Origin of the sequence: Rhodococcus sp. MS16 (assembly GCF_013277795.1) — a bacterium.
GTDB lineage: Bacteria > Actinomycetota > Actinomycetes > Mycobacteriales > Mycobacteriaceae > Rhodococcus_F > Rhodococcus_F globerula.
The window spans coordinates 507,164-533,304 of record NZ_VBTM01000005.1 but is presented as its reverse complement, the minus strand read 5'-3'; the positions used below and the strand labels follow the sequence as shown (position 1 = coordinate 533,304).

The 26,141-nt window shown below is 62.1% G+C and carries 23 protein-coding genes and 1 pseudogene; 12 read left to right on the top strand and 12 right to left on the bottom strand.

Annotated features, from left to right (window positions below):
- The 3 genes from FEZ60_RS15350 to FEZ60_RS15340 all read left to right on the top strand — a co-directional run bounded on the left by FEZ60_RS15350 (position 1) and on the right by FEZ60_RS15340 (position 3,876).
- A complete protein-coding gene (locus FEZ60_RS15350) occupies positions 1–1,851 on the top strand; it encodes a branched-chain amino acid ABC transporter ATP-binding protein/permease (RefSeq protein ID WP_116101866.1) in 1,851 nt (616 codons plus the stop codon).
- On the top strand, positions 1,851–2,570 hold the full coding sequence (locus FEZ60_RS15345) for an ABC transporter ATP-binding protein (RefSeq protein WP_033235703.1): 720 nt from the start codon (positions 1,851–1,853) through the stop codon (positions 2,568–2,570). The genes FEZ60_RS15350 and FEZ60_RS15345 overlap by 1 nt, the downstream gene beginning before the upstream one ends.
- 133 nt (positions 2,571–2,703) lie before the next feature.
- A complete protein-coding gene (locus tag FEZ60_RS15340) occupies positions 2,704–3,876 on the top strand; it encodes an NADH:flavin oxidoreductase (protein ID WP_172936405.1) in 1,173 nt (390 codons plus the stop codon).
- 66 nt (positions 3,877–3,942) lie between these two features.
- On the opposite strand, the gene FEZ60_RS15335 is transcribed toward FEZ60_RS15340, so the two are convergent.
- Positions 3,943–5,121: a serine hydrolase gene (locus tag FEZ60_RS15335; protein WP_172936404.1), complete on the bottom strand. Its 1,179-nt coding sequence runs from the start codon at positions 5,119–5,121 to the stop codon at positions 3,943–3,945.
- Positions 5,122–5,312: 191 nt separating this feature from the next.
- On the opposite strand from FEZ60_RS15335, the gene FEZ60_RS15330 reads away from it, so the two are divergent.
- The 4 genes from FEZ60_RS15330 to FEZ60_RS15315 are packed head-to-tail and all read left to right on the top strand — an operon-like array spanning position 5,313 to position 8,909.
- Positions 5,313–6,938, top strand: coding sequence for an NAD(P)/FAD-dependent oxidoreductase (locus FEZ60_RS15330; RefSeq protein ID WP_116101863.1), 1,626 nt, complete (start codon positions 5,313–5,315; stop codon positions 6,936–6,938).
- Positions 6,935–7,726 carry a mycofactocin-coupled SDR family oxidoreductase gene (locus FEZ60_RS15325; protein ID WP_172936403.1) on the top strand — a complete coding sequence of 264 codons (792 nt, stop codon included), beginning with the start codon at positions 6,935–6,937 and terminating at the stop codon, positions 7,724–7,726. The genes FEZ60_RS15330 and FEZ60_RS15325 overlap by 4 nt, the downstream gene beginning before the upstream one ends.
- A gap of 4 nt (positions 7,727–7,730) precedes the next feature.
- Positions 7,731–8,555, top strand: coding sequence for a mycofactocin-coupled SDR family oxidoreductase (locus tag FEZ60_RS15320; protein WP_172936402.1), 825 nt, complete (start codon positions 7,731–7,733; stop codon positions 8,553–8,555).
- A 51-nt stretch (positions 8,556–8,606) separates the two neighbouring features.
- A complete protein-coding gene (locus tag FEZ60_RS15315; protein WP_033235697.1) occupies positions 8,607–8,909 on the top strand; it encodes a hypothetical protein in 303 nt (100 codons plus the stop codon).
- A 1-nt stretch (position 8,910) separates the two neighbouring features.
- Here the strand turns inward: FEZ60_RS15315 and FEZ60_RS15310 are convergent, their stop codons facing one another.
- From FEZ60_RS15310 to FEZ60_RS15290, 5 genes are all read right to left on the bottom strand, one after another.
- Positions 8,911–10,353 (bottom strand): FAD-dependent oxidoreductase, encoded by a 1,443-nt coding sequence (locus tag FEZ60_RS15310; protein WP_172936401.1) that lies wholly within the window; start codon positions 10,351–10,353, stop codon positions 8,911–8,913.
- 67 nt (positions 10,354–10,420) lie between these two features.
- Complete coding sequence (locus FEZ60_RS15305; protein WP_033235695.1) at positions 10,421–10,666, bottom strand: hypothetical protein; 246 nt, start codon at positions 10,664–10,666, stop codon at positions 10,421–10,423.
- On the bottom strand, positions 10,666–11,052 hold the full coding sequence (locus FEZ60_RS15300) for a nuclear transport factor 2 family protein (RefSeq protein ID WP_033235694.1): 387 nt from the start codon (positions 11,050–11,052) through the stop codon (positions 10,666–10,668). The genes FEZ60_RS15305 and FEZ60_RS15300 overlap by 1 nt, the downstream gene beginning before the upstream one ends.
- 144 nt (positions 11,053–11,196) lie before the next feature.
- Positions 11,197–11,697, bottom strand: a complete 501-nt coding sequence (locus FEZ60_RS15295) for a flavin reductase family protein (RefSeq protein WP_045064125.1) — start codon at positions 11,695–11,697, stop codon at positions 11,197–11,199.
- 168 nt (positions 11,698–11,865) lie between these two features.
- Positions 11,866–13,467: a PQQ-binding-like beta-propeller repeat protein gene (locus tag FEZ60_RS15290; RefSeq protein ID WP_095886835.1), complete on the bottom strand. Its 1,602-nt coding sequence runs from the start codon at positions 13,465–13,467 to the stop codon at positions 11,866–11,868.
- A gap of 44 nt (positions 13,468–13,511) precedes the next feature.
- On the opposite strand from FEZ60_RS15290, the gene FEZ60_RS15285 reads away from it, so the two are divergent.
- Both FEZ60_RS15285 and FEZ60_RS15280 read left to right on the top strand, forming a co-directional pair.
- Complete coding sequence (locus tag FEZ60_RS15285; protein WP_172936400.1) at positions 13,512–14,123, top strand: TetR family transcriptional regulator; 612 nt, start codon at positions 13,512–13,514, stop codon at positions 14,121–14,123.
- Positions 14,124–14,196: 73 nt separating this feature from the next.
- Positions 14,197–14,883 (top strand): PadR family transcriptional regulator, encoded by a 687-nt coding sequence (locus tag FEZ60_RS15280; RefSeq protein WP_033235691.1) that lies wholly within the window; start codon positions 14,197–14,199, stop codon positions 14,881–14,883.
- A 36-nt stretch (positions 14,884–14,919) separates the two neighbouring features.
- Here FEZ60_RS15280 and FEZ60_RS15275 read toward each other — a convergent pair whose 3' ends face one another.
- On the bottom strand, positions 14,920–15,717 hold the full coding sequence (locus FEZ60_RS15275) for an IclR family transcriptional regulator (protein WP_230590299.1): 798 nt from the start codon (positions 15,715–15,717) through the stop codon (positions 14,920–14,922).
- Between the two features lie 278 nt (positions 15,718–15,995).
- On the opposite strand from FEZ60_RS15275, the pseudogene FEZ60_RS15270 reads away from it, so the two are divergent.
- Positions 15,996–17,334: pseudogene (locus FEZ60_RS15270) on the top strand (DUF222 domain-containing protein).
- Between the two features lie 160 nt (positions 17,335–17,494).
- Here the strand turns inward: FEZ60_RS15270 and bphC are convergent.
- From bphC to FEZ60_RS15245, 5 genes are all read right to left on the bottom strand, one after another.
- Complete coding sequence (gene bphC / locus FEZ60_RS15265; RefSeq protein ID WP_092802516.1) at positions 17,495–18,406, bottom strand: biphenyl-2,3-diol 1,2-dioxygenase; 912 nt, start codon at positions 18,404–18,406, stop codon at positions 17,495–17,497.
- 18 nt (positions 18,407–18,424) lie between these two features.
- Positions 18,425–19,606 (bottom strand): acyl-CoA dehydrogenase family protein, encoded by a 1,182-nt coding sequence (locus FEZ60_RS15260; RefSeq protein WP_033235689.1) that lies wholly within the window; start codon positions 19,604–19,606, stop codon positions 18,425–18,427.
- 52 nt (positions 19,607–19,658) lie between these two features.
- Entirely contained in the window at positions 19,659–20,831 is a 1,173-nt protein-coding gene (locus tag FEZ60_RS15255) for a Rieske 2Fe-2S domain-containing protein (RefSeq protein WP_033235827.1), read from the bottom strand.
- A 106-nt stretch (positions 20,832–20,937) separates the two neighbouring features.
- Positions 20,938–22,146, bottom strand: coding sequence for an alpha-hydroxy acid oxidase (locus FEZ60_RS15250; protein ID WP_172936399.1), 1,209 nt, complete (start codon positions 22,144–22,146; stop codon positions 20,938–20,940).
- Between the two features lie 58 nt (positions 22,147–22,204).
- On the bottom strand, positions 22,205–22,759 hold the full coding sequence (locus FEZ60_RS15245) for a hypothetical protein (RefSeq protein ID WP_106939692.1): 555 nt from the start codon (positions 22,757–22,759) through the stop codon (positions 22,205–22,207).
- Between the two features lie 291 nt (positions 22,760–23,050).
- Here FEZ60_RS15245 and FEZ60_RS15240 point away from each other — a divergent pair, with 291 nt between their 5' ends.
- Both FEZ60_RS15240 and FEZ60_RS15235 read left to right on the top strand, forming a co-directional pair.
- Positions 23,051–23,875, top strand: a complete 825-nt coding sequence (locus FEZ60_RS15240; protein ID WP_172936398.1) for an SDR family NAD(P)-dependent oxidoreductase — start codon at positions 23,051–23,053, stop codon at positions 23,873–23,875.
- A gap of 11 nt (positions 23,876–23,886) precedes the next feature.
- Positions 23,887–26,100, top strand: a complete 2,214-nt coding sequence (locus FEZ60_RS15235) for an arylsulfatase (RefSeq protein ID WP_172936397.1) — start codon at positions 23,887–23,889, stop codon at positions 26,098–26,100.
- The last annotated feature ends 41 nt before the right edge of the window (positions 26,101–26,141 follow it).

Below are 26,141 nucleotides of genomic sequence, written 5' to 3'. Positions count from 1 at the left end.
ATGGTAAGCGCGTGGCGGACTTTCCGTTCCCTTCCGAGTTGGATCCTCCCGCTGGTCCTGGCCGTGGTGATCTTGCTGCTGCCCGTGATGGGGCTCGACCTGTCGACGTCGCGGCAGATTCAGTTGGCGTGCATCCTGGCGCTGGTGGTCAGTGGTCTGAATCTGAGCCTCGGCTTTGCCGGTGAACTGGCACTCGGGCAGGCCGCGATGTACGCGGCCGGCGCCTACACGGCGGGTCTGATGTCGCAAGCCGGTCACACCGACATCCTGGTGCAGCTCGCCGCGTCCGGTGCGGTGGCATTGGGCGTCGGTATCTTGACCGGTGTTCCCGGTCTGCGCCTGGGCAATTGGTCACTCGCCATGACGTCGTTCTTCCTGGTGCTGCTCGTGCCCGACGTACTGGCGATCTTCGGCGGCAAGACCGGTGGCCGAAACGGCCTCACCGGAATGGAGCCGCCGACGCTCTTCGGTTCCGAACTCGACACCCAGCAGTACTACATGGTGGTCGTTGTCGTGACCGTTCTCTGGTTCGCGGTGATGCGCAACCTCGTGGTCTCACGCCACGGCATCGCGTTCCGCACGCTCAAGCAGTCGCCGGTGTTGGCGTCCTCGCAGGGTGTGTCGGTGTTCCGGATGAAACTGCTCGGCTATGCGATCGGAGCGTTCCCGGCCGGTCTGGCGGGTGCGTTGTTCGCCAACACCGACCTGTTCATCTCGCCGGAAGCCTTCGGGTTTACCTTTGCCACAGCAGTTCTGGCGGCATCGATCCTGGGCGGCGCGGCAAGTGTGTACGGCGCTGTAGTCGGTGCCGCGATCATGCAACTCGGGCCCAATCAGTCGACGGCGTTCCAGGAGTACTCGCTGATCTTCTACGGCGGCTTCCTGATCATCGGTGGTGTGCTGCTCTCGGGTGGATTGACGAAGGTCGGCCGCTCGATGGTCTCGAAACTCGATCGCAGGGCGGGTCTGGGCGCCGTACTTCCGAAGGAGGATGGCAGCGCCGCAGTCGAACTGGCGCCGATCAACGGTGCACGGTTGGTGGTCGACGGGGTATCGAAGGCGTTCGGTGGCAACCAGGCACTCAACGCCGCAACCCTGAGCGCGGAGGCCGGTAAGGTCACCGCGTTGATCGGACCCAACGGTTCGGGCAAGACGACCATGCTCAACATGATCTGCGGGTTCTACACCGCAGATGCCGGCGTGATCACGATCGGCGACACGGTGGTCTCCCAATCCTCACCGCACACGGTGGCGCGTGTCGGTGTCGCTCGAACGTTCCAGACTCCGACGATTCCCGAGAACATCACGGTCCTGGAAGCTGTTGCCTCCGGACGTTATTCGGTGCACCGGGCGTCGATGGCGTCGGCTGTGCTGCGGTTGCCGAGCTTCCGTAAGGTCGCGAAAGCCGACATCGTCGAAGCCGAGCGGGTACTCGAGTTGGTCGGGATGTCGCACCTGCGCAACGAGATCGCGACGTCGCTGCCCCTGGGGATGCGTCGTATGCTCGAAGTTGCCCGCGCCGTCATCGCCGAACCGCGAGTCGTCCTCTTCGACGAGGTGGCGTCAGGACTCGACGAGGACGAACTCGAACGCCTGGCAGACCTGATCCGGGTGCTGCGCGATGCCGGGGCCACAGTGGTGTTGGTAGAGCACAACTTCCGGCTCGTACTCTCGCTCGCCGACGAGATCGTGGTGTTGGCGCAGGGTCAGGTGATCGCCACCGGCGATGCTGCGGCCATCGAACATCACCCACGCGTGCTCAGTGAGTACCTCGGGGTGAAATCCGGTGACGAACAAGCGCTTCTCGAAGAAATCGGTGCCGTCGACCATCAGAGCAGTGAGGTGAAGTGATGGAACCGATTCTCAAGGTCCGCAACCTGCAGACCGGGTACGGCGATCTGCGGGTCGTCTGGGACGTCTCGTTCGACGTCTATCCCGGCCAGGTTACGGCTCTGCTCGGCCGCAACGGCGCCGGCAAGACCAGCACGTTGCGTGCTCTGTCGGGGCTGAACAAGGTGGCGTCGGGGACCGTCGAGATGGACGGCGCCGACATCACCGGAGTTCCCGCGCACAAGCGGGTGCGCCAAGGAATGGCGTACGTGCAGGAAGGTAAGCGGGTCTTCCACAAACAGACCGTGGAGCAGAACCTTCTTCTCGGCGGGTACACCCGCAAAGTGAAACGCGGCGAGCTCATGGAATCGGTGGAATCCATGTACGAGATGTTCCCGATCCTGGGGGAGAAGCGTGCGCTTCCCGCCGGTTCCATGTCGGGCGGCCAGCAGCAGATGCTCGCGATCGGCGCAGCGCTGATGGCGCAGCCGAGGTTGCTCCTGCTCGACGAACCTTCGGGCGGTCTCGCTCCCGTGATCGTCGGTGAGGTGATGGACCGCGTCCAGCAACTCAAGGAAACCGGGTTGGCGGTCCTGCTGGTGGAGCAGGCCGTCGAAGCGGCGATGAGCGTCGCCGATCACGTGACGGTCCTCGATATCGGCAAGGTGGTTCTCGACGCCGACGCCAAGGACATCGACGACCTGGCAGTTCTCAAGGACGCGTACTTCGGACGCGTCTGAACAGCAGCGACATCACTTCAGCCCGGCCACCACGGCCGGGCTGAAGTTGTCTCCCACTCCGTGGCACGGCCCGTAGCCAGCCGTCGAGCATGCGCCTACCGTCGTCGAACAACTCCTGTGAGAGGCAAACTCGATGACTCCTCCTGATGTGCTCGCTCCGGCAAAGCTCGGTCCGGTGACCCTGCGAAACCGCATCATCAAGTCCGCAACGTTTGAAGGCAAAACTCCCGATGCACTGGTCACTGACGACCTGATCGAATTTCATCGGCGCCCGGCAGCAGGCGGCGTTGGAATGTCTACCGTCGCGTACTGCGCCGTTGCGCCCGAGGGGCGCACGGAATACGGCCAACTATGGATGCGGCCCGATGCCCTGCCCGGACTGCGACGGCTCACCGACGCGATTCACAGCGAAGGTGCGGCCGCGTCCGCTCAGCTCGGACACGCCGGCCCGGTCGCGAATCAGAAGTCGACAGGGTTGCCCGCACTTGCACCGTCGAGCTCATTTAATCCGTTGAGCATGAGAATGATTCGCACCGCCACCACCGCGGACATCACCCGCATTGCTGCCGCACACGGCAGCGCCGCACAACTTGCTGTCGAGGCAGGATTCGACGCAGTCGAAATCCACTTCGGCCACAACTACTTCGCGAGCTCGTTCCTGAGCCCGAAACTGAACCGTCGCAAAGATTCCTACGGTGGATCGCTCGAGAACAGGGCCCGGGTTGTTCTCGAGACCGCACGCAGCGTTCGTGACGCTGTCGGCGACAAGATTGCGATCTTGGCCAAGCTCAACATGGATGACGGTGTGCCAGGCGGATTCTGGGTGGACGAAGCGATTCAGGTGGCGCAGTGGCTGGAGGCGTCCGGCAGTGTCGACGCGTTGGAATTGACGATGGGCAGTTCGCTGCTCAATCCGATGTACCTGTTCAAGGGCGACGCGCCGATCCGTGAGTTCGCTGCCGCGATGCCGCAACCGGTTCGACTGGGTGTGCATCTCGTGGGTAAGAGCATGTTGCATGCGTATCCCTACAAGCCGCTGTTCATGCTGGAAGAGGCTCGGCAGATCCGTGCTGCGGTGAAGTTGCCGTTGGTGCTGCTCGGCGGTGTCACAGACAAAGCCGGCATGGACACTGCAATGGCGGAAGGATTCGAGTTCGTCGCGATGGCCCGCGCCTTGCTCCGCGAACCCGACCTGGTGAATCGGATTGCGGCAGAATCCGATACCCGATCGCTGTGCATCCACTGCAACAAATGCATGCCGACTATCTTCAGCGGTGCGCGCTGCGTGCTGGTCGAGCGCGCCTGAACGCTCCAGAACGGCCGCGACCCGACATCTTCGTGATGTCGGGCCGCAGCCGTCCGAAGGGTGAATTTACTCGGCTTCCTTGATCCAGTCCGTGGCATACATCGTCATGGGACCGAAGAACTCGTGAACGACGTCGTTGACCGCTTCGAGTCCGCTTTCGCTGTTTGTCATGATCACAACACTGCGACCTGTCTCGGGGTAAGCGATGAAGAAGGCTTTGAACGCGCCGTTGTCGCCCCAGTGCCAGATCGCCTTCCCGAGTTCATTTTCCTGCAGTCCGATGCCGAGGCCCCACTTGATGTGGTCGATCGCGTCTTTGTTGCTGCCACCGTGGTCAGCGCTGCCGGCAGCGGTGAACATCATGTCCCGAGTGGCAGGTTCGAGTCCTTCGCCTGCGAGAAGTGCTCCGCGCAGGAACTTCGAGTAGTCGCCGGCCGTCGTCTTCAGGGTGTACGCGACGTTTGCCCGGGGAAAATTGCGCAGGGCCTTTGCCGTGCCGTCGGCGGTATGACCGACCGCGGTGACGGCCTCGAAGGCCGGGTTGGTCAGTAAGTCGCTGCTTGTCATTCCGAAACGCTGGAAGACGCGCTGCGAGGCAAGTTCCGCAAACGGTGTGCCGGTGAGCGACTCGACGGTCTTCTGCAGGTAATAGAAGCCTTCACCCGAGTATGACCACTGGGTCCCGGGTTCGAAAGTAGTACTGACCGGCGTGGTCTCGAACTCTGCACTCGATGGGCCCGTCGCCCAGTTGGGCAGGCCGGTGGTGTGCGTCAGCGCCATTCTGGCGGTGATCTTGTGGGCCGCAGGATCGGCCGCGATGCGTGGGTATTCAAAATACTCGGACAGTGGCCGATCGAGATCGATGACACCCTCGTCCACCAGTTGGAGGACAACGTACGACGCCACCACCTTGGTCAGCGAGGCGGCCTCGAAGACGGTATCCGACGTGACGGCGTTGCCGGTCTCGACGCTCGAGACACCGTAGTTGAACTCCTGTCGTCCCTTGCCGTCCGTGTACACGACCTGTGCTCCGGGAATGCCATGCGCGGCAAATGCTGCGTTGATTCGCTGCGCTAGCGCGGGATCCGTGCTTCCGCTCAGGGAACCGGTATCGAGAAAGGCAGATCCGGTGGTAGGGAAATTGATCGGCTGAGCCCCGGCGCCGACTGCGGTCGAGATAACGATTGCTATGGAAAATGTTGTGGAAAGTGCAGGTATTAAAACCTTGCGTTGAGCGGACTTCACAAAGACCTTCTTCGAATACAGGGCTGATGGGACTCCCGAATGTTAGGAGGCCCGTTTACCCGTTTTCCCAGGTGTAACTGCGGGGTCATTAACTCTCAACGCGATTGAAACGAGTCAGGCGTGGTCATGACTGCCCATCCACCGGGAGAAGCCGTTCCGGAACCGATGGAGCAACTCGTACCGTTTCCGGCATGACCGATCCTGATATCTCCACCGCACCACTCGACGTCGTAGTCATCGGCGCCGGCGTCGCAGGCCTGTACGCCATGTACCGACTCCGCAAGCAGGGACTGCGTGTCCACGGCTTCGAAGCCGGCTCCGGAGTTGGTGGAACGTGGTACTTCAACCGCTACCCGGGGGCTCGCTGCGACGTCGAGAGCTTTGATTACTCATTCTCATTCTCCGAAGAGCTGCAACAGGATTGGGACTGGAGTGAGAAGTACGCTGCGCAGCCCGAGATTCTCGAGTACCTGGACCACGTGGCGGATCGGTTCGACCTGCGGAGCGGGTTCACCTTCGACACGCGAGTGAAGAGCGCGCAGTTCGACGAGGAATCGGCACTGTGGCGGGTACATACAAACGCCGGGCACGACGTCACGTCCCGCTTTGTGGTGTGCGCCACTGGCAGTCTCTCGACAGCGAACATGCCGAACATCGACGGGCGAGATTCCTTCGCGGGGGATGTTTTTCACACCGGGTTCTGGCCGCACGAAGGCGTCGACTTCACTGGAAAGCGAGTGGGTGTCATCGGCACCGGATCGTCGGGAATCCAGTCGGTGCCTCTGATCGCCGAGCAAGCCGATCATCTGTATGTGTTCCAGCGATCGGCGAATTACAGTGTCCCGGCTGGAAACACACCTCTTGACGACGCACGCCGCGCCGAGATCAAGGCAAGCTATGCCGAGCGTCGTGCGCTCAGCAAGCGCAGCGGCGGCGGCTCACCGTTCATCTCGGACTCGCGAAGCGCGCTGGAGGTTCCTGAAGACGAGCGGACCGCAGCGTACGAGGAACGTTGGCGCCTCGGGGGAGTGCTGTTCGGCAAGACATTTGCCGATCAGACCAGCAACCTCGAAGCCAATGACACGGCACGCGAGTTTGCCGAGTCCAAGATCCGTTCCGTTGTGGAAGACCAGTCGATCGCGGATCTCCTGATCCCGAACGACCATCCGATCGGAACCAAGCGCATTGTGACGGACACGAACTACTACCAGACGTACAACCGGGACAACGTCACCTTGGTCAACCTGAAGAAGGCTCCGATCGAAGCAATCGACGCGACCGGGATCAAGACCACCGAATCTCACTACGACCTGGATGCGCTGGTGTTTGCCACCGGATTCGACGCGATGACCGGTGCACTCGACCGAATCGACATCCGTGGACGCGGCGGGGAAACGTTGCGTGAGAACTGGCATGCCGGGCCGAGAACGTATCTGGGACTCGGGGTCAACGGATTCCCGAACCTCTTTGTCGTGACCGGACCAGGCAGCCCGAGCGTTCTGTCGAACATGATTCTCGCGGCAGAACAGCACGTCGACTGGATTGCGGACGCAATTGCCCATCTCGACGCGAATAATCTGACCACCATCGAACCCAGCGTCGAAGCAGTCGACGGATGGCTCGAGGAGTGCTCACGACGAGCGTCGGCCACACTGTTTCCTTCGGCCAACTCCTGGTACATGGGTGCAAACATTCCCGGCAAGACGCGGATCTTCATGCCCTTCATCGGCGGGTTCGGCGTCTACAGCGACATCTGCGCGGACGTCGCAGCGCAGGGATATCGAGGCTTCGAACTGAACAGCGCGGTCCACGCATGAGGCGGCTCGAGGGCGCGCGCGTATTGGTGACCGGGGCGGCCGGCGGCATGGGGCGCGCGCACTGCATTCGGCTCGCCGAGGAGGGTGCGTCGGTGATCGTGTTGGATATGGCGGCGTCCGGACTGGATGAAACCGCCTCGGCCGTGCGTGATCTCGGCGGCGCGGCGGTCACGGGCATTGCTGACATCCGCAACTACGAGGAACTCGCAGCAGTGGTGGCGGACTGCGTCGCCGAAATCGGCGGGCTGGACGTCGTTGTTGCCAACGCAGGCGTCTACGACACGCCCGGACCTACGTGGACCATCGACCCGTCCGTGTGGAACCGTTCGCTCGACGTCAATCTGACCGGAACCTGGCACACCGTGAAAGCGTGTGTTCCGCACTTCGGCAACGGCGGATCTGTTGTTCTTGTCAGTTCGACGGCAGGAATCAAAGGCATTGCCGGAGCGGGTCATTACAGTTCCGCCAAGCACGCCGTCGTCGGACTGGCTCGAACCCTGGCCAACGAGTTGGGAGCGCAGAGTATTCGCGTCAACTCAGTGCATCCGGGTTCGGTGCGAACACCGATGATCATCAACGAACGGGTATTTGCGAACCTGTGCCCAGGCATCGAGAATCCTACGGAATCCGACGCCGCGGCCGTCCTGAGTGCTCGAAACTTGTTGCCAGTGCCTTGGGTTGATCCGGTGGACGTGAGCAACGCCGTGCTGTTTCTTGCGTCCGAGGAGTCCCGCTACATGACCGGCTGTCAGTTGGTGGTCGACGCCGGCCTGACCCAGAAGGTGTGAATTGATGAGACTCGAGGGAAAGATCGCACTGGTCACCGGTGCGGCACGGGGAATCGGACGGGCTCAGGCCGTGCGTTTTGCCGAAGAGGGCGCAGACATCGTCGCGATTGACGTGTGTGCCTCGGTGGACACGACGCTCACGCCGCCGTCGACCGAAGCCGATCTTGCGGATACCGTCGCGCAGGTAAGGGCTCTGGGACGGCGCATCGAATCAGCGGTGGTGGATGTTCGTGATCTCGAGGCGCTGCGAAGTGCTGTCGATTCGGCGGTCGGATCACTCGGTGGACTCGACATCGTCTGCGCAACAGCGGGTATCACGTCCTCGGACAGTGCCTTGGCGATGTCGGAAGACATGTGGCAGACGATGCTGGACGTGAACCTGACCGGCGTGTGGCACACCACTGTCGTCGCAGCGCCGCATCTGATCGCGCGGGGTGGGGGATCGATGACGCTCACCAGTTCCATCGCCGGGCTCAGAGGGCTCGTCGGTGTTGCGCACTACACGGCAGCCAAGCACGGCGTCGTGGGCTTGATGCGGTCACTGGCAAAGGAATTGGCGCCGCATAACGTGCGGGTCAATACGGTGCACCCCACCAACGTGGATACACCGATGATTCAGAACCCCGCGGTGAGCAGTAAGTTTCGCCCCGATCTGGAAAATCCGACGCGCGAAGAGTTCGCCGAAGCGGCGATGACGATGAACATGCTCGCGATACCGTGGATCGAGCCGGTAGACGTGGCAAACGCCGCGCTGTTCCTCTCCTCCGACGAGGCCCGCTACATCACGTCCGTCGCATTGCCCGTGGACGCGGGTAGCTCGTCCCGTTGAGATCCGTCACGGTGTGTAGCGTCGGTTCCACCTAACCGAAAGGCGCACACCGTGACGGAACGACGCTATCTCGAAGTGACAGTCGGCGCGAACATCATCCTGGTGCTCGACCACCGCACCGTCGAGGTGTTCGACCGGACCGCGGCGAGCACCAGTGAGGTATGCCGCTGGCACGTCGAACACATTGGGGTGAAAGCAAAGCCGACGAAGTCAGGCCTGAAACTGACGATCGGCAATCGGCTTGCCGACGACTCCATTGCCGTCGCCGGAGCGCGTGCTTCTCTGACGGTTCCGCCGGACGAGGAGGCGGCCGTGATCGCGTTCTTCGACGCGGTCAAAGCCGCCCGCTCCTAGCTCAGGCGTCGGCGCTGACCCGGGTGGCCGCATGGGCACCGGCAACACGACCGAACGCGAGGGCGTCGGCGATGTGGAATCCGCCGTCTTTGGCTGCGCTGTACGTGGAACTGACGGTGCCTGCCGCGTAGAGTCCGGAAATCGGATTACCGGCGGTGTCGAGTACACGCGAGTGGCCGTCGCGGCGAGGGCCACCGTTGCTCCACCCCAGGAGCGGCGGCCCGGATACGGCGTAGAACGGCGCAGTGACAACGGGAGCCAACGTCGCGGGGTCCCGACCGAATGACTCGTCGACACCGGCAGTGCATGCCTCGTTGTAGCGTCGCACACTCGTTTCCACGACGGCGGGGTCCAGGCCCAGCTTGTCGGCGAGTTCGGCGAGTGTGTCCGCCTTGACGATCCACCCCTTGTCGATCTCGGTTTGGTTGTCTGCGCTCCACTCGTAGCCCTCGTCGAGAACTAGACGCCCGACAGCCAGTACGTCGCGGCCGGGGCTCAGTGGCCCGGCCAACCTCATGGATTCGTCGAACACGATGTTCATCGACCGCACCGGAAAGTGTTGGTAGGAACCTTCTTTGAATACATGGCCGTGGCGCATTTCGGCCGACTCGCAGGTGAATCGGCGTCCCTCCTGGCTGAGGAACACGTAGTTGTGTGCGTTCCACAATGCGAGGTAGTGCCCGGACGGATCGTCTGTGTCGCCGGAGATTCCGGTAATGGTCATCATGTTGTTCATGTGCCACAGGTCGGCGCCAACTGCCTGCGCCATGCGATGGCCGTCGCCGGTTGCCGCCGGTGATCCCCAGATTTTCGGGTTCTCGAGGCGGAGGTAGTCGCGGACCATGGCCGGGTTGGCCTCGAAGCCGCCGGTCGCCAGGATGACACCCCGACGAGCGTACATCTGCGAAGTTGTTCCACCCGAGACGGTTTCGACTCCGATCACTGCTCCGGACTCGTCCGTCAGCAGTGCGGTCGCCTCGGTGTCGAAGAGTGTTGTGATGCCGCGTTCAGCGAGGGCCGAGACGAGGAAGCGGTAGAGCAGTTCGTTGCCCATGGCCCCACCGATGGTGTCCATCCCTGCGTAACAAGAACTTCCGTCGAGCTCGGCGTACTCCGCCGTGGAATGGAACTCGCCGGACATCGACACCGGTGCATCCAGTTCGCGGAGCCAGTCCAAAAGCCCGTGTGTGTTCTCGGCCCACGCGTCGATCACGTCGTCGGCGACGGTGAACGAGCCGTTCAAGGCGCGCAGGAACGTTCGGGCTGCAGCGGGATCCTGGTTGACGAACCATCCACCGCCGGACAATCGGGTGTTACCGCCCGCGTTGTCAGGTCCGCACTTCTCCAGGATCACCACTGATGCGCCGTCAGCGTGTGCTTGCAAAGCTGCAGCCGATCCTGCAGCTCCCGAACCGATGACAATTACGTCGACATTGTTATCCATGTCACAAAGCTATGGCGCCTGAATTGCGTCGTATATGTAGCTTCCCAGTGAGCGAGAGAAGTCCTGTTCAGTACAGGGAGCCGGGAACGGGATAGCTGCGCTCGCTCATTTCGACGGCTCCGGCGTCGGCAAGGTCGTTGATGGTCTGACGCAACGACGAGCACGAACGCTGTGCATACGGATTATCCGACGGGCGCGCAAGTTCCGGGCAGACCTGCTCGGAATCCTCGAGCCACTGCACGCTGGTGTGCGCGTTGCTGTACTTCTCGATGAGTACTCGGTTGCCGCAATTGCGGCAGCTGACCTGCCGCATCAGCGTACGGCCATGTCCGACATCGCCCAGAACGCGCGCGTGCTGGTGATCTTGGCGTTCTCGTCGAAGGTCATCACGTCGATGGGGGAGACCTCGTAGATCTTGTCACCCATCGGTGTCACGACGCGGAAATGGAACGCCGCGCTGGAACCGCTGACACGCAGGGTCAGGAGTTCGATCTCCTGCGTGCGACCTTCGAGGGCACCGAAGAATGCGGCAATCGCCTCGCGGCCGACAACGGGTTCGCTGCCCACGGGATCCTCGAGAGTTCCGTTCTCCGCGTACAGGGCTGCGATGTCTGCGCTCGATCCGCGGGAGACCGCGTCGAGGTACGCGGTGACGGTCGCGGTGATCGCAGCGGTGATATCTGGTTCGACAGTAGTCATCGTCGTAATCCGATCAGTTGTGTCCCGGTGAGGTCGGCGGTGGGCGCCGACCTCACCGGACGTTATCGCTTCTGATCGTCCCTATCGTCGATCTCTCCCACGCAGCGGGACGTCCAGTTCAGACGTCCGTGGCTTGTCGGAGGCTTAGGCGTCGAAGCGACCGAAACCGCCACGGTAGAAGAGCAGCGGACCGTCGTGGCGCAGCACGGTCAGATCCGTGATGCGTGCAACGACGATGGTGTGATCGCCTGCATCGTGCTCGTTTTCGATGGTGGCTTCGATTCGGGCCAGCGCGCCGTCGAGGGCAGGCGCGCCGTTGGAGCCTGCTTCCCAGTCGACACCACTGAACTTGTCAGTGCCGCCGCGAGCGAAAGCCGAGCACATGTCCTTCTGATCGTGCGCAAGAACGTTGATGCAGATAGATCCGGCTTCACGCAGTTTCGGCCAACTCGTCGACGTCTTGGCCGGGCAGAACGACAGCAACGGAGGATCGAGAGAAACCGAGACCAAGGACTGGCACGTGAATCCGAGTGGGGAATCACCGTCGTGAGCGGTGATCACCGTGACGCCGGTGCAGAAGTTGCTCATCACGTCGCGCAGTGTGCGCCCGTCCAGCGCCGGCGGTGCGGCATTTTCTACGGACATGTGTCTCTCCTCGATCAAAGCTCTGCAAACAGGGTGTGAGTCCCTACGATGTGGGGCAACGGCGAGGTAATCCAGCGCCAGTCCCACTCAATGGCAGCGAACACACTTCTGCCCAGGATCCCGATCCACCCGGTCGCCTCTGCACTCCCGGTCAGTAGAAGCGCTGCCCTACGGGTTCGGGATGAACCCGTCGAGTCCGCCGGACGGTGCAATCAGTTCGAGTCCGTCCGGCAGCGTCGGGTTGATCATCGGCGCGAGTGGCGCAACAGCCGTCGACGTCATGACGCCCAAGGTCGAGAAGATTCGTCCGTCCGGAGTGACCGCCAGAATCCCTTCTGTGGTGTCGGTGGCGAAGCCGATGTTGCGCATGCCCTTTCCGGTGGCCGGATCGATGTCGACGATGGCGGACTTCACCGGCACCGAGACGGGGTAGCCCTGGATCGGGACGTCGTAGCCGTAGAAGACTTCGATCAGAATTGAGCCGTTCACAACCGTCGGGTTGCCGTTGCCGCGCACGATGGGCGCGCCGTACACGTCGCTGACCGGGAGCGTTGCGTTTGTCAGCTCGCTGAGATCGGCGTCCCAGAGCTTTGCGCCTGCGGCACTGTATGCGGAGAGGACGCCGGGATTGGTGAGTGCGTAGATAGATCCTTGCGCGTCCACGGCTACCGCGGCGGCAGCAGCGCCGGACGGAGCGTTCCAGAGTTCCTTGCCGGATGCAGCATCGAATGCATAGAGGAGTCCCTCGTCGTCACACGTGTAGACGGTTTTGCCGTCGGGCGAGATAACGGGGCTCGAACCGCTACCTGGGCCCATCTGCGCCGCAAAGGCAATGGAAATCGAGCCGGGGGCACCGTTCTTCGGTGGGGTGATGTCGAGGCCGTAGAGCGCGCCCTTGTCTTGTTCCTTGTCGGTTGCCGCGACGTAGACGCGTCCGGTCACCGAGTCCACTGCGGGAGTGTTTGCGCTCTGGACTATGCCGCCCATGATGATCTGGAAGATGGGATCCTTGATGGCAGGGTCCATCATTCCGCCGGCCCACATGTTCGGTGACATCGGAGTTTTTGTGTGCCGCTTGGCTATTGAGCCGGGAAGCTGGAACACGGGTGCGCGCAGCTCTCCGGTGGCCCGGTCGACCACCATCACCTGACCGAATACGGTGGTGCCGAAAACTGCACCGTCCTTGGTGAAAGCGGCTGTGACAAAGGGATTGATCGCCCGCGATCCGTCGGCAAAGGGGTTGGGGCTGGGCGCTGCCGGTAGGTCGATGACCCAACGCAGGGCGCCGCCACTGGTGTACGACCACAGTTGATCGGCGTCGCTGACAAAGATGTTGCCGTCGGCGTCGATGATGGGGGAGGAGATGATCGCGGCCGAGTCGACGCCGGTCTTGCCGCTCCACGCCGGCGTTTCCCAGACGATGGTGCCGAACTTGTCGAGCACGTGGAGGTTGGCGCTGCCCTCGGCCTTGCCTGTGGTGATGGCCAGGTTTCCGTTGGGCAGCATGGTGGGAGCGGTGAGAATCGAGGCACCCTGCAGAGCTGTCCACCGGGTGTAACTCTGCGCGGGTTGAACCCCCAGTTGCTGACGACGATTGCCCGAATCGCCGTGCAGGGTAACCCAACCTGTGTCTGCGTAGACAGATGTGTCGGGTTCGAGGCTTCCGTCGATACTTCCGGTGCTGCTTCCGAACCCTGTCGCGAGCACCGTCGTAGCGGCAACGAGTAGGGATCCGAACCTGGCCGGGGTCATCGATTTCAAGGGGCTCATTAATACTCCTTATTAGTAGTAATCGGAAAGGTACACTAAGCGCCATGAGTACGGGAGAGCTCTCGACCAAACAAAAACTTCTCGAAGTGGCGGAAGAACTCTTTGCCACGAAGGGGATTGAGGCGACCCTGGTCGGTGACATCGTTTCGGGTGCGGGTCAACGCAATCCGTCGGCGTTGCGGTATCACTTCGGCTCCCGCGAAGGCATACTCCAGGCGATTCGGGAGAAGTATCTGGTGCAGTTGGAGTCTCGACGAACCGTGATGCTGGCAAACTGGCAAGGCGATGTCACCCCGCGCGAGTGCGTCGAACTGATCGTGGCGCCGCTGGGGGAGATGCTCACCAGCGAAGCGGGCCGCAGGTACCTGCGCATTCTCGGCCAGACCATTTATCAGCTCGAACCCGAGCAGATAGATCAGGTACCGCCGAACTATCCCAGCCTCGTCAGATCCATCGAGTTGCTACGCGAATCCATCGGCCACCTGCCCGGCCCGCTGGTGGACGAGCGTGTGCGCGGCGCAATTCTGCTTGCCACCGCAATGCTTGCCGTCCGGGCACGTGATCTGACCGGGCGCCGCCGATTGCCGCTCTCGGCGGCGGACTTTCAAGTGAACGTCATCGACATGACGACAGCAGCCTTGACCGCCAATTCGTGAAACTCTCCCGCTAAGCGGGCACCTCGGTTTGTGATGCACCTCACCTGGTCGTTCGATTGTTAGACTCCTGTCCGTGTCCGCAACCGAAGACGTGTCCAGAGGACTTCCCGCAACGAGTTGGGCGGTCCTCGGAACGCTCACGTTCGGTGAGGAGCTGACAGGCAACGATCTCAAGAAATGGGCCGACTGGAGTGTCGGGTTCTTCTACTGGAGTCCGTCCATCAGTCAGGTGTATGCCGAGCTCAAGAAACTCGAGAAAATCGGGTTCGTGGAATCGCGGGTCGTATCCGAACCGGGAGTGCGGGGTCGGCGCCTGTACGCGATTACCGAATCCGGAACCGAGGCAGTGCGCACCTGGTCGCGCGAAGCTCCTGTGGAGGTTCCCGTACTCAAACACGGTGTCATGCTTCGACTTTGGATGGGGCATCTCAATGACCCGCCACGGCTCAAGGCACTTGTCGGTGCGCATATCGCCAATGTCGAGGAGCAACTACGACGCGCGGAACTTCACGCAGACCACGCAGAAAACGAGCCCGCGTGGGCGTACTCCGTCATGACATTGCGTTGGTCGGTACGCTACTTCCGGGCTGAAATCGACCTTGCCCGTGAACTACTCGACGATATCGACCGGGCGTCGGCAGAATTTGCCAAGGTCGCCGAATATGATCCCCTCGGGTCGCCGATCCCGGTGTCGCCTGGCCGATGGAAGGACATCGAAGATCATGTCCTCTCACTCACCCAGGATCAGCGCGATATCTGAGTAACCAGCTGCCCTCGGTCATGACCAACGTGTTGCTCACGCCCTGGCAGCGGTGGGCAGGTTTCGCAGCAGCTGCCGACGCTGCAAAGTCGGTGTGACAGTGTGAGATCCACCGTCGATGGCACGCCAGATCGCAGACGCGGCCATGCGGACGGGTGCTGCACTGATGTGATCGTTACGTAGCGCCTTCGTCGGCCCACAAATCGACACTGCGGCAACTGCCCGTCCGGGCAGTCCGATCGGTGCCGCCAGACAGCTGAAGCCGGCCAACCCACTCCCACTTTCGAAGGCCACACCGGCCTCCCGAATCCGGGCACGCTGGGGATGCGTTGTGGATTGCGACTCGAATGCGAGCAGCGCCTGCCCCAAGGCAGTCGTGGGAGCATGACGCCGTTCCCCGACGCGCGTCGGGACAGCGGCGGCCAGGCGCCCGCCGATCTTCTCGAGATACACCACATCGGAGCCGTCGAGAATGCCGAGGTGAACAACAAATCCAGTGACGCGATACAGCTCGTGCAGCAGTGGCAACGCAGCTGTGTGCAGGCGATCCTGGTGTACGGCGAGTGAGCCCAGCTCGACCAGGCGCATACCGAGCTCGTAGTCGCGGCCGTCGCGCCGTAGCCAGCGCATCGAGACCAGCCGCTCGAGTAGGCGGTGGGCGGACGACCGAGGAAGGCCGGTGCGGCGAACAATCTGGGCGAGTGTGAGGCGGCCAGGACCGTCGAAGGTGTCGAGGACGAGTGAGACGCGGTCGAGAACGGCAGTGGGTGTCGAGTCAACCCCCAGGTCAGCGGAATCTAGCTTCACGGTCGCTACTTGGGACTCCAGTGCCATAGTCATCGCGTCCACTACTCCTCTTCGATGAAAATCTGTGAGCTGGCTATTTCAATTAGAAATAGTGTCATATGACTCGCGATTTGTGAAGTGAATCACGTAAACGTCCTGCATCTGGGCGTAGAGGTGTGGCGCGCTCGGGTTTTTGTGGGCGCCATTCCTGTCGACTGGGCGATCCGGCGCGCATGCGTGTCGCTTCGGTTTCAGATGTGCCCGATATGTCTCTTGATTCGAATAAGTGTTCGAGTATCATTGTGGTCAAGGGTGGGGAGGCTCTGATGACCACGGTCAGCGATTTTGTTTCGGTGGGGGATGTTGTAGCCGGCTCGGCTGCGGGTGTGCGTGGCAGGCTGTGGCAATTGCGCCCGGCGGAGGTTCGGGACGTTGCCGTGAGTGCGTCTGCGGAGATTCTTCGGTGGGAAGCGATTCGGGTTGCCGCTGTCGACGCGTTGGCGCTCAATCCTGATGAGCAGGTGCTGTGTTACCGGGGTGTTGGTCGGTGGTTGGCGGCGAACACGATGCTGCAGAATGCGGCCGGTAACAAGATCGCTGCCATTGGCGCCGCGCTGCGGGTGTTCCCCGACATTGCTGCGTAGTTCGAGGCCGGCGATCTCTCGCTCGATCATGCGGCAATAATTGCCGCATTCTGTGAATCCCCACCAAAAGGAATGCCCGACAGGGCGTTACCGTCCTGCATGAAAACCCTTCTCGCTGCCGCATCCGGGGTGGAGGCGACCACCATAAAACTCCGCTACGCGATTGCGGTCCTGGAGCGGATCTTCGAGTCCGACGAAACCCCGCCCGGTGAGGACGACGACCTCAATGTCTTGCGGATTTCGCCGACGCTCAACGGTCGGGTCGCGATCAAGGGTGATTTCGACGCGCTCACTGGTGAAATGTTGTTGTCGGCTCTTTCGGGGTTGTCGATGCCGAAGCCAGCAGCGGACGGAACCCCGGATCAGCGGTCGGCTGCCAAGCGCACCGCCGAGGCCTTCACGGAACTGATTCGCCGCTATTTCGACAATGCCGTCACCGGTGTTGACGGTGGTCAGCGTCCGCACGTGAACGTGCACATCACCGCGAAAGACCTTGCCGAGCATCGCGAATGCGCCACCATGCGCAGCGAATCCGATGGTGACGAGCCTGATGTCGAAGATCTGGACGTCGGGTACATGCCGTGGATGGGACCGCTCAGTGTGAGCCTGACCCGGATGCTCGCCTGTGACTGCATGCTCTCCACAGTGTTGATGGACGGCAACGGCGCACCGCTCGATGCGACCCCACACAAACGCCTCGTCACACCCGAACAACGCACCGCGCTGATCGCCCGGGACAAAGGATGGATGCGCCTTCCCCAACTGTGATGCCGTCCCGGCTTGGTGCGACGCCCACCACATAAAACCTTGGTCGGTCGGCGGTTTGACGGTGATGGACAACCTCACCCTCCTCTGCCGTAGCCACCACCGATTGATCCACAGCACCAGCGGGTTCCGCGGCATCTGGGAAGTCAAGATGGGCACCGATCACAAACCCTGGTTCATCCCACCAGCTGCGATCGACCCGAAACAACGACGCCGACGCTCCACCACCCGTCAAGGCCCAGTCCACCGAGACTGAATTCGGCTCTGCCGGAACTGAATACCGTGTGAGAGCTTCGCATCACCAGTCAAGACGATGCGAAGCCCACACGCATGCCTACGGGGTCCGAACACTGGAAAAGGGCTTGCGCACAAATGTGCGCAAGCCCTTCCCGGTGAAAATTTACATCGCTTGCAATTTACATCGCTGCCAGCGGTTCGCTGCCCGACCAGTCATGGCCCCAGTAGCTGTCGGCGGTGATCTCCTCTGCCGAGTAGGAGTCCTGATCCACCTTCGATCCCTCGGTGCCGAACTCGATGTCCCAGCCGCCGGGCGCCCGGACGTAGAACGAGACCATCTTGTCGTTGGTGTGTCGACCCAGGGTCGAGGACACCGAGAATCCGTCCTTCACCACCCGGTCGAGTGCCTGGCCGACGGCGTCGAGTGTGTCGACCTCGACCATGATGTGAATCAGGCCGGGCGCGCCGCCGTGCGGGGCAGGGCACAGCGCCAAGCTGTGGTGGCGTTCGTTGACCCCGAGGAAGCGGATGCGCAGGGGGCCGAACTCCGGCGGCGCGGGCAGGCGGAATGCGCCACGCGGATAGAAGCCGAGAACATCGGTGTAGAAATCGAAGCTCGCAGCACTGTCCATGACCGGGAGAACAACGTGGCCAAGGCCTTGTGAGCCGGTGACAAATCGAGAGCCGAACGGCGTGACGACCGGGCTGTGATCGAGGATCGCGCCGTGGAAGATTTCCACATTTGCGCCGCCGGGATCGGTGAAGGTGATGACCTCTTCGACTCGGCGTGCGTCGGCCTCGGCCAGGGGAAGTTGCTCGACCGCGGTGCCGAACTTCTCCAGCGCGGCCTGAACGCGTCGTAGCGCATTGCGATCGGCCACCTCCCAGCCGATGCTGACGATCTCGTCGCGTTCGCCCTCGACGATGACGATGCGGGCGGCGCGCTCGTCGAGTCGCAGGTACAGCGCGTTCTCGTCCGGTCCGCTGCCCTTGGCGAAGCCAAGAACGTCGAAAGCGAAAGTGCGCCAACGGTCCATGTCGTTGGTGGAGATCTTGACGTAGCCAAGTCCCTTGATGTCGGTGTGCGTCATCGTGTGTTGTTCCTTATGTCAGATCATCGCCCGCAGCGGGCCCTGCGGATCGGCGCCGAGGCGGCTGAGGGAGGCAGCGTGGAATACGGTGCCGGGGACGTGGATTGCGTGATGCTGGCCGGCATGGGCGTCGCGCCAGAAGCGCTGCAGTGGCTTGTCCATGCGAAGGGCGTTGCCGCCGCACCGCGGGTAGACCTGGTCGATGGCATTGATGGCACGCCATGCAGCCTGAACCTGGGTCTGCCGACCTTCGGCGCGCTGCTCGAACGTCACTTCCTTGCCTGCGTCCACGCGATCCCACATGCGATCGACATTGGCCAGCAGAGTATCTCGCGCCGCGCGAATATCGGCTGTTGCCTGGCCGATGGCGAAGAGCGTGTACGGATCATCCTTGATCGCGGTGCCCTGGGCATTGATGCGATCGGCCTGGTATTCGTTGGCGTGGAACAGCATTCCCTCGCAGATGCCGATGGTCGCGGCTGTGATCCCGAGTGGGAACATGTTCGACCACGGCATCAGGTACAGCGTTTCGGTGCGTCCGTACTTGCGCACAGCGGTACCGTCGATGACCTCGTCGCAATCCATGACGCGGTAGTCGGGAACGTATGCGTCCTTGACCACAAGATCTTTCGACCCCGTGCCGCGCAAACCCATGACGTCCCACGAATCTTCGATGATTTCGTAGTCGGTGCGCGGAATGATCACGTGCAGCATGCGGGGCGGCATCTCCATGTTGCCGTCCTTGTCGCAGGCCATAGCGCCGAGGAACGCCCAATCACAATGGTCGGTGCCGGAGGAAAACTGCCAGCGGCCGGAGAACTTGTACCCACCGTCGGTGGGAATACACATGCCGCCGGGCATATAGGGAGAGGCCATCCAGGTATCAGGATCGGAACCCCAGATTTCCTGCTGAACCTTCGGATCGGCAAACGCCAACTGCCACGGGTGAACTCCGACGATCCCGTGGACCCAACCAGCCGACGGATTCAGCGACGCCATCCGCATTACGGTTTCCGCGAACTCGCGCGGATGTGCCTCCATGCCGCCGTATTCCTTGGGCTGCAACATCCGGATCGACCCGGCGGCCTTCATCTTCTTGGCGGTATCGTCTGCCAACCGTCCGATTTTCTCGGCCTCGATACCTTCTTGGAAGATGTCGTCGGCCATCAAGTTGATCTGTTCGAGCACTTCGTAACTCATGGTCACCCTATGTTGTGTTGTGTCGTGTGGTCTCGGTCAGCACGGGCTCTGATCAGGACGTGGTCTGAGGTGCCTGGGCTTCCCGGGCTGCGACGTTCTCGGCAACTTCCTGCTTCCAGCTCGCCACCGCTCGGGTGGTGTCGATCTCGAACTCGAAGCGCTTGGTCATGTCTTCGGTGACGTCCTCGACATCGGTGTAGAACTGGTTGTACCAACGCCGCAACTGATATACCGGGCCGTCTTCTTCGGAGAGAAGTGGATTGTCGATGGGGGCCTTGTTCTTCCAGATCTCCACGTCCTGAAGGAATCCCGTCTCGACGCCCTCGGTGAACTGCGCGGCCATGGCCGCAGTGTCCTCGTCGCTCATTCCGGGAAGCTTCTTCACCATGGCGCCGTACTGCAGCACGAAGGCGTTGTTCGAGATCGGGTAGTGGCAGTTGATCAGAACGGTCTCGATGATCTGACCGTTGGCCTCGCTCTTGAGCCAGTCGATCATGTACGACGGACCGAAATACGACGCGTCCGAACGAAGAACAGCGTTGGGATCGCCGTAGTTCGTGCCGCTGATGACATCCTCACGTCCCACCGACTCCATGTACTGGCTCGCGACATGACCTTCGAAGATGTTCTTGAAATACCGGGGGAAGGAGTAATGGATGTAGAAGAAGTGCGCCATGTCCACGACGTTGTCCACGATCTCGCGGCAATGCGAGCCTTCGATGGTGAGCGTGTTCCAGCTCCAGTCGCTCCACTCGCTGCTTCCGAACCCCTCGATCTCGGGGATGGTGACTTCTGCGGGCGGGGGATTGCCCTGGGGATCGTTCCAGACGAACAGCTGGCCGTTGCGCTCGAGTGTCGTCCATGCACGGGTCTTGGCCAGCGGCGGAACGCGTCGTGCGTACGGAATATCCGTACATTTTCCGTTACCGCCCCAACGCCAGTCGTGGAACGGGCACGCGATCGAATCGCCCTTGACCGTGCCCTGCGCCAGGTTGCCGCCCATGTGACGGCAGTAGGCGTCGAGGATCTTGATGTCGCCCTTACTGTCGGCGAAAACAACCAGGCTGGTGCCGAAGATTTCGATCTGGTGTGGCGTTCCGTCGCGATACGTCTTGCTGAGTCCGAGGCAATGCCACCCCCGAGCAAATCGCGCCGGGGGAGCCGCCGCCTCGATTTCGCGAATTTCCTCGTCTGCCGTTGTGGGTGAGTCCGTGCTGAGCGACATGTCTTCCTCCGAGCCGCGTCCGACGACGCTGTCAGTGATGTGATCCACCCCATAGAACCGTTGGCGTGGTTGCCTCGGATACGGGCATTCCCGCTGGATGGAACACTTACTCTCGGGACCGGAAACTCGCCCCGCGTCGCATGATGTGGGAGCGATCGAGTTCGGCGATGTCACGTACGCCCATGAGCGTCAGAGTCCGAGCGATCTCCTCGCGGAAAATCTCGAGAACGTGCGCGACGCCGTCCTCACCGCCAACCGCCAATCCATAGACGTACGGTCGGCCGATTCCGACCGCGGTCGCGCCGAGTGCAAGTGCCTTCACCACATCGCTGCCACGACGAATGCCGCCGTCCAGGTAGACGGGAACGCCGCCGGATCCGCCCACTCGATCAACCACCGCAGGCAGTGCTTCGATGCTCGAGAGCGCGCTGTCGAGTTGGCGTCCACCGTGATTCGACACGACAATTCCGTCGGCACCCAGTCGGACAGCAGCAGCGGCATCATCCGGATCGAGAATGCCTTTGACGTACATCGGACCGTCCCACAGATCGCGGATCTTCGCCAAGTCGTCCCAGCACAGTTCCGGTCGCAGGAGACTGACCTGCTTCTGCGCCGATCGCACTGCGGCGGCGGCGCCTCGCTCGTCGACCAACATGCGCGACGAGATTCGCTGGTGTTTCAGGAAGTTGTAGGCCCAGCGGGGTTTGCGGGCCGCGTCGAGGACGCGGGACGGCGAGAGAGTGGGCGGAATCCCCATGCCTCGCTTACGTTCTCCCTCCCGGTTTCCGGTCACCGGAACGTCAACCGTCACGAACAACGCGCTGTACCCGGCGTGGTGTGCGCGGTCGATGAATTTCTTCGCCAACGATTCCCCGGTGCGGACGCTGGTCCACGGGTAAAGCTGGAAGAAATGGTTCTCGGAGGTCGCGTCCGCGATCTCCTCCACTGTGTAACTGGATGCCGTGGAGATAACCGCGCGCGTGCCAACGCGTTCGGCTGCCCGAGCGGCAGCTCGTTCACCGGTCCACTGGATAAGTCCGGTCATTCCGGTGGGAGAGAGGAAAACCGGGAGATCGAGCGCTGTGTTCCCCACTTTGGCGGTCAGCCCTTGACCTTCGTTTCCGGTCAAAACCCGTGAGCGAAGCGCCCACTTGTCGAAATCATCGACGTTGGCGCGCAGCGTCAGCTCGTCCTCGGCGCCGCCGTCGACGTACGCCCAGATCATCGCGGGCAGTGCCTTGCGGGCACGTTCGCGGTAGTCAGCGACGGTTATCGGTGACGTACGTGAGGACAGAGTGAATGCAATGGCCGACATGGAGACACTCAATCACCGGAGAATCGCCCGGTTACTGCCTGATCCCGCTCGGTGGAACTTACCGATCCGAGTGAGCAGTCTCCGCCACGGTGACCCACGCCCTGCCCGCGGTTACGCCTGCATCATCGGTTGCACTCACGATGAAATCGGAAACATACTCCGAATCCTTGAGATACCGGGCGACGGCAGTGCGGGTAAACGTGAGACGCGAGGCATCCGAGACGAAGATCCGGGTGCGGAATCGACGGACGCTGTCGGCATCGAACGAGGCGTCGACGTGCGCGGCCAGCGCGGACGAAGTGCTCGCGGCGACAGGACCTTTGATGTCGCAGGCGATTCCCGACGCGTACACCTCGGCAACCAAGTGCCCGTACACGTCGCGGTAGTCGATGGTCCGGGCGATCCGCGACGGGCCGCCGTCGGTGGACGGGATTCGTTCGAGTGAACGGATACTTCCCACAACAGTGTCAGTCGGGCGTGGCGGGCCGAAGAACACCACATCCTGTTCGTCTGTCGACGCGTCGATCAAGCCGGCGGATGCGTCGTACAGCGTCGAAAATGTCGGCAGCACCGCGTGCGCCAAGGGATTCTCGTCGACAAGCATTGCAGTCACGATAACCTCCGTTTCCCCCGGCCAGTCGGCCGTTCGAGTGGGTGATGGCAACGCTAGTGACCATCGCGGCTACCACAGCATTTGCTCCCGCTGATCGGGAATATGTGCAGAAGTGCCCTGTAGTGCGGCTGGGACGTGGCCGTGGTTTCGGTGGGCGAGACATCAGTTTCTGGTGGTATTGCGCTCGTTCCACCGTGCGGGAGATCCTCTGTCGAGCGGGGTGTAGGCCGAATAGTGTCACCCGAAAATTCGACAGAGCAACGCGTCACTGCAGGTTGCGAAGGGAATGTGATGAAACTCGAAGAATTGCGCGACGGAACGGCAGTGATCACGGGAGCCGGAAGTGGAATCGGCGAGGGTCTGGCCCGCGAAGCTGTCAACCTCGGAATGAATGTCGTCCTGGCGGACATCTCCGCCGAGCGCCTCGAGGCTGTGGCGACCGATCTTCGGGCAGACGGAGCCCACGTGCTGACCGTCCCGACCGATGTCACCGTCGCCGCAGATGTGGACGCACTGGCCGACGCGGCCTTCGCGGAGTTCGGTGCCGTGACACTCCTGGCCAACAATGCAGGCCTCGAATCCGTCGGGTTCACGTGGGACATTCCGGCGGACGAATGGCGCCGCGTCATCGACGTCAACCTGACCGGGGTTTTTCACGGCATCCGCTCGTTCGTCCCCAGAATGGGAGCCGACCCGCGGCATTCCCACGTCGTCAACACCGTCTCGGTCGGCGGTGTGGCGATCACACCGAAGATGACTGCGTACGCGGCCTCGAAGCACGGTGTGCAGGCGCTCACCGAAAGCCTGTATCTCGAATGTGCCGAACAGTTTCCACAGATCCGCGTCTCGGTGTTCAGTCCGGGACAGGTTGCCACCAGGATTTTCGAGGACGTCGCGGTGCGCCCGCAGTCCGGGTCGGATACCGAGTTCTGGCGCGAGAACATCAGAGAAGGTATGTCGCCCGCGGCCGCAGCCAAAATCTACTTCGACGGTGTTGCGCAGGAAGAGTTCTGGATACTCACGCACCCCGATTCGTTCGACCGTCTGGCCGCAAAGCGGGCCCAGGTTCTGACCGGAAAACTACGTCCGGACGCACTTTTCGACGGCCGGAACTGAAAGGTATTGCTATGACGAACAAGGCACCTAACGTACTGATCGTCTTGGTCGATGACATGGGATTCGGCGCCACCTCGCCGTTCGGTGGGCCGATCGACATGCCCACGGCGCAGCGGCTCGCAGATGACGGCCTGAAGTACAACAGGTTTCACACCACCGCACTATGTTCGCCGACCAGAGCGTCGCTGCTGACCGGCCGAAATCCACACGCGGTGGGGTTCGGTACTGTCACCAACTTCGAGAGCACAGACCCCGGATACAACTGCACAAGGCCAGACAGTGCCGCAACGCTCGCGATGACTCTGCGTGAGAACGGATACAACACAGCAGCATTCGGAAAATGGCACCAAACTCCGGGTGTCGAGACGGGGCCGGCCGGACCGTTCGATCGTTGGCCAACTGGGGAGGGGTTCGAGCACTTCTACGGATTTCTCGGCGGATCCACCGACCAGTACTACCCGGCTCTCTACAACGGCATCACCCCGGTTGACGCCCCAGCAGGTCCGGAGGAGGGCTACCACCTCTCCGAAGATCTCGCCGATCGCCTGATCGACTGGGTGGGCCACCAGCAGGCGGCCGCGCCGGACAAACCCTTCTTCACGTATCTGGCTCTGGGAGCGACACATTCACCCCTTCAGGTCCCGGCGCAGTGGAGAGACAAATACGCCGGGAAGTTCGCGCACGGGTGGAACCGTCAGCGCGACATCACCGTGACACGCCAGCACGAGTTGGGCGTCGTACCGGAAGACGGACAGCTGACGGCGTGGCTGGATTTCATTCCCCAGTGGGATTCGATGAGCGACGAAGACCGTCGCGCGGCGGAATTGCTCATGGAACTGTACGCAGGTTTTGCCGAGCACACCGACGCTCAGGTCGGACGGGTGATCGACGCACTCGACGACATGGCCGCGCTCGAAAACACCTTGGTTTTCTACATTCTCGGCGACAACGGTGCGGCCGGTGAAGGCGGCATGCTCGGCACCGCCAACGAGGGCATCCTGTTCAACGGTCTGAAGGACACGTCGGCGCGGATCATCGACAAGCGTGCGGAATTGGGTGGACCGACCACAGCTCCGCAATATCCGATCGGGTGGGCGCTGGCGATGGATACGCCCTACCAGTGGGTGAAGCAGGTCGCGTCGCATTACGGCGGCACGCGAAACCCGTTGATCGTGCACTGGCCGTCCGGCATCGACTCGGGTGGCGAGATTCGCGAGCAATGGCACTTTGTGTCCGACGTCGTTCCCACAGTTCTCGAGGCTGCGGGAATTGCTCAGCCAGGGACTGTCGGCGGCGTGGCGCAGCAGCCGATGGACGGAGTGTCGATGCTCTACAGCTTGAACGACCCGTCGGCGCCCGATCGGCGAACCACGCAGTATTTCGAAGTATTCGGCAACCGCGGGATCTACCACGAGGGGTGGGTGGCGTGTACCGCTCACCGCGTCCCGATGCAGGCGGCATCCGGTGACAAGCCATTCGAAGACGATGTGTGGGAGCTGTACGACACGAATACCGACTGGACCGAGGCCGCCGACCTGGCGTCGACCCGGCCGGACAAACTTGCCGAGCTTCAAGCGGTGTTCGAACGCGAGGCGGTCCGAAACCAGGTCCTGCTCGACAACACTCGCATGCAGAGGATGCGCAAGGGGTCGGTGAAGCCGGCGCCGAGTTCGCACACCTATCCCGGGTCGATGCCACCCTTGCTGCCGGACGCGGCACCCAAACTGTTCAATCGTTCGCACGCGATCACGGCGAACGTCGAACTGTCGGAGGCGGGGCGGACCGGCGTTGTCGTGGCTCAGGGTGCGCGCGCCGACGGCGGATGGAGTCTCTATGTGCACGACGGTGCCCTGACGTACTGCAACAACGTCGCCGATCTGCATGTGCAGCACGTTCGTAGCCGGATGGTGATCGAACCCGGCCATCACGACCTGCGGATGGAACTGCACTACGAGGGCGACGGATTGGGCTCCGGCGCGCAGATCGTGCTTCTGGTGGACGGCGCCGTTGTTGCGTCGGAGCGGATCGAGCGGACGACACCGTTCTACATCGGCGGAACCGGCCTGCTGACAATCGGGCGATGCCACGGCGTCGCAATCAGTTCCGACTACACCGACCGAGATCGTTTTGTGGGGACGGTGCGATCCGTTCGGGTCGATCTGGATGACCTGCCGCCGCGCGAAACGGAAGCGGATCTCGCGCGGATTGCATTTGCGGTGCAGTAGGGCCTTCGGCCCTGTGCGCCTTTTTGGTAGTCGGGCCTACC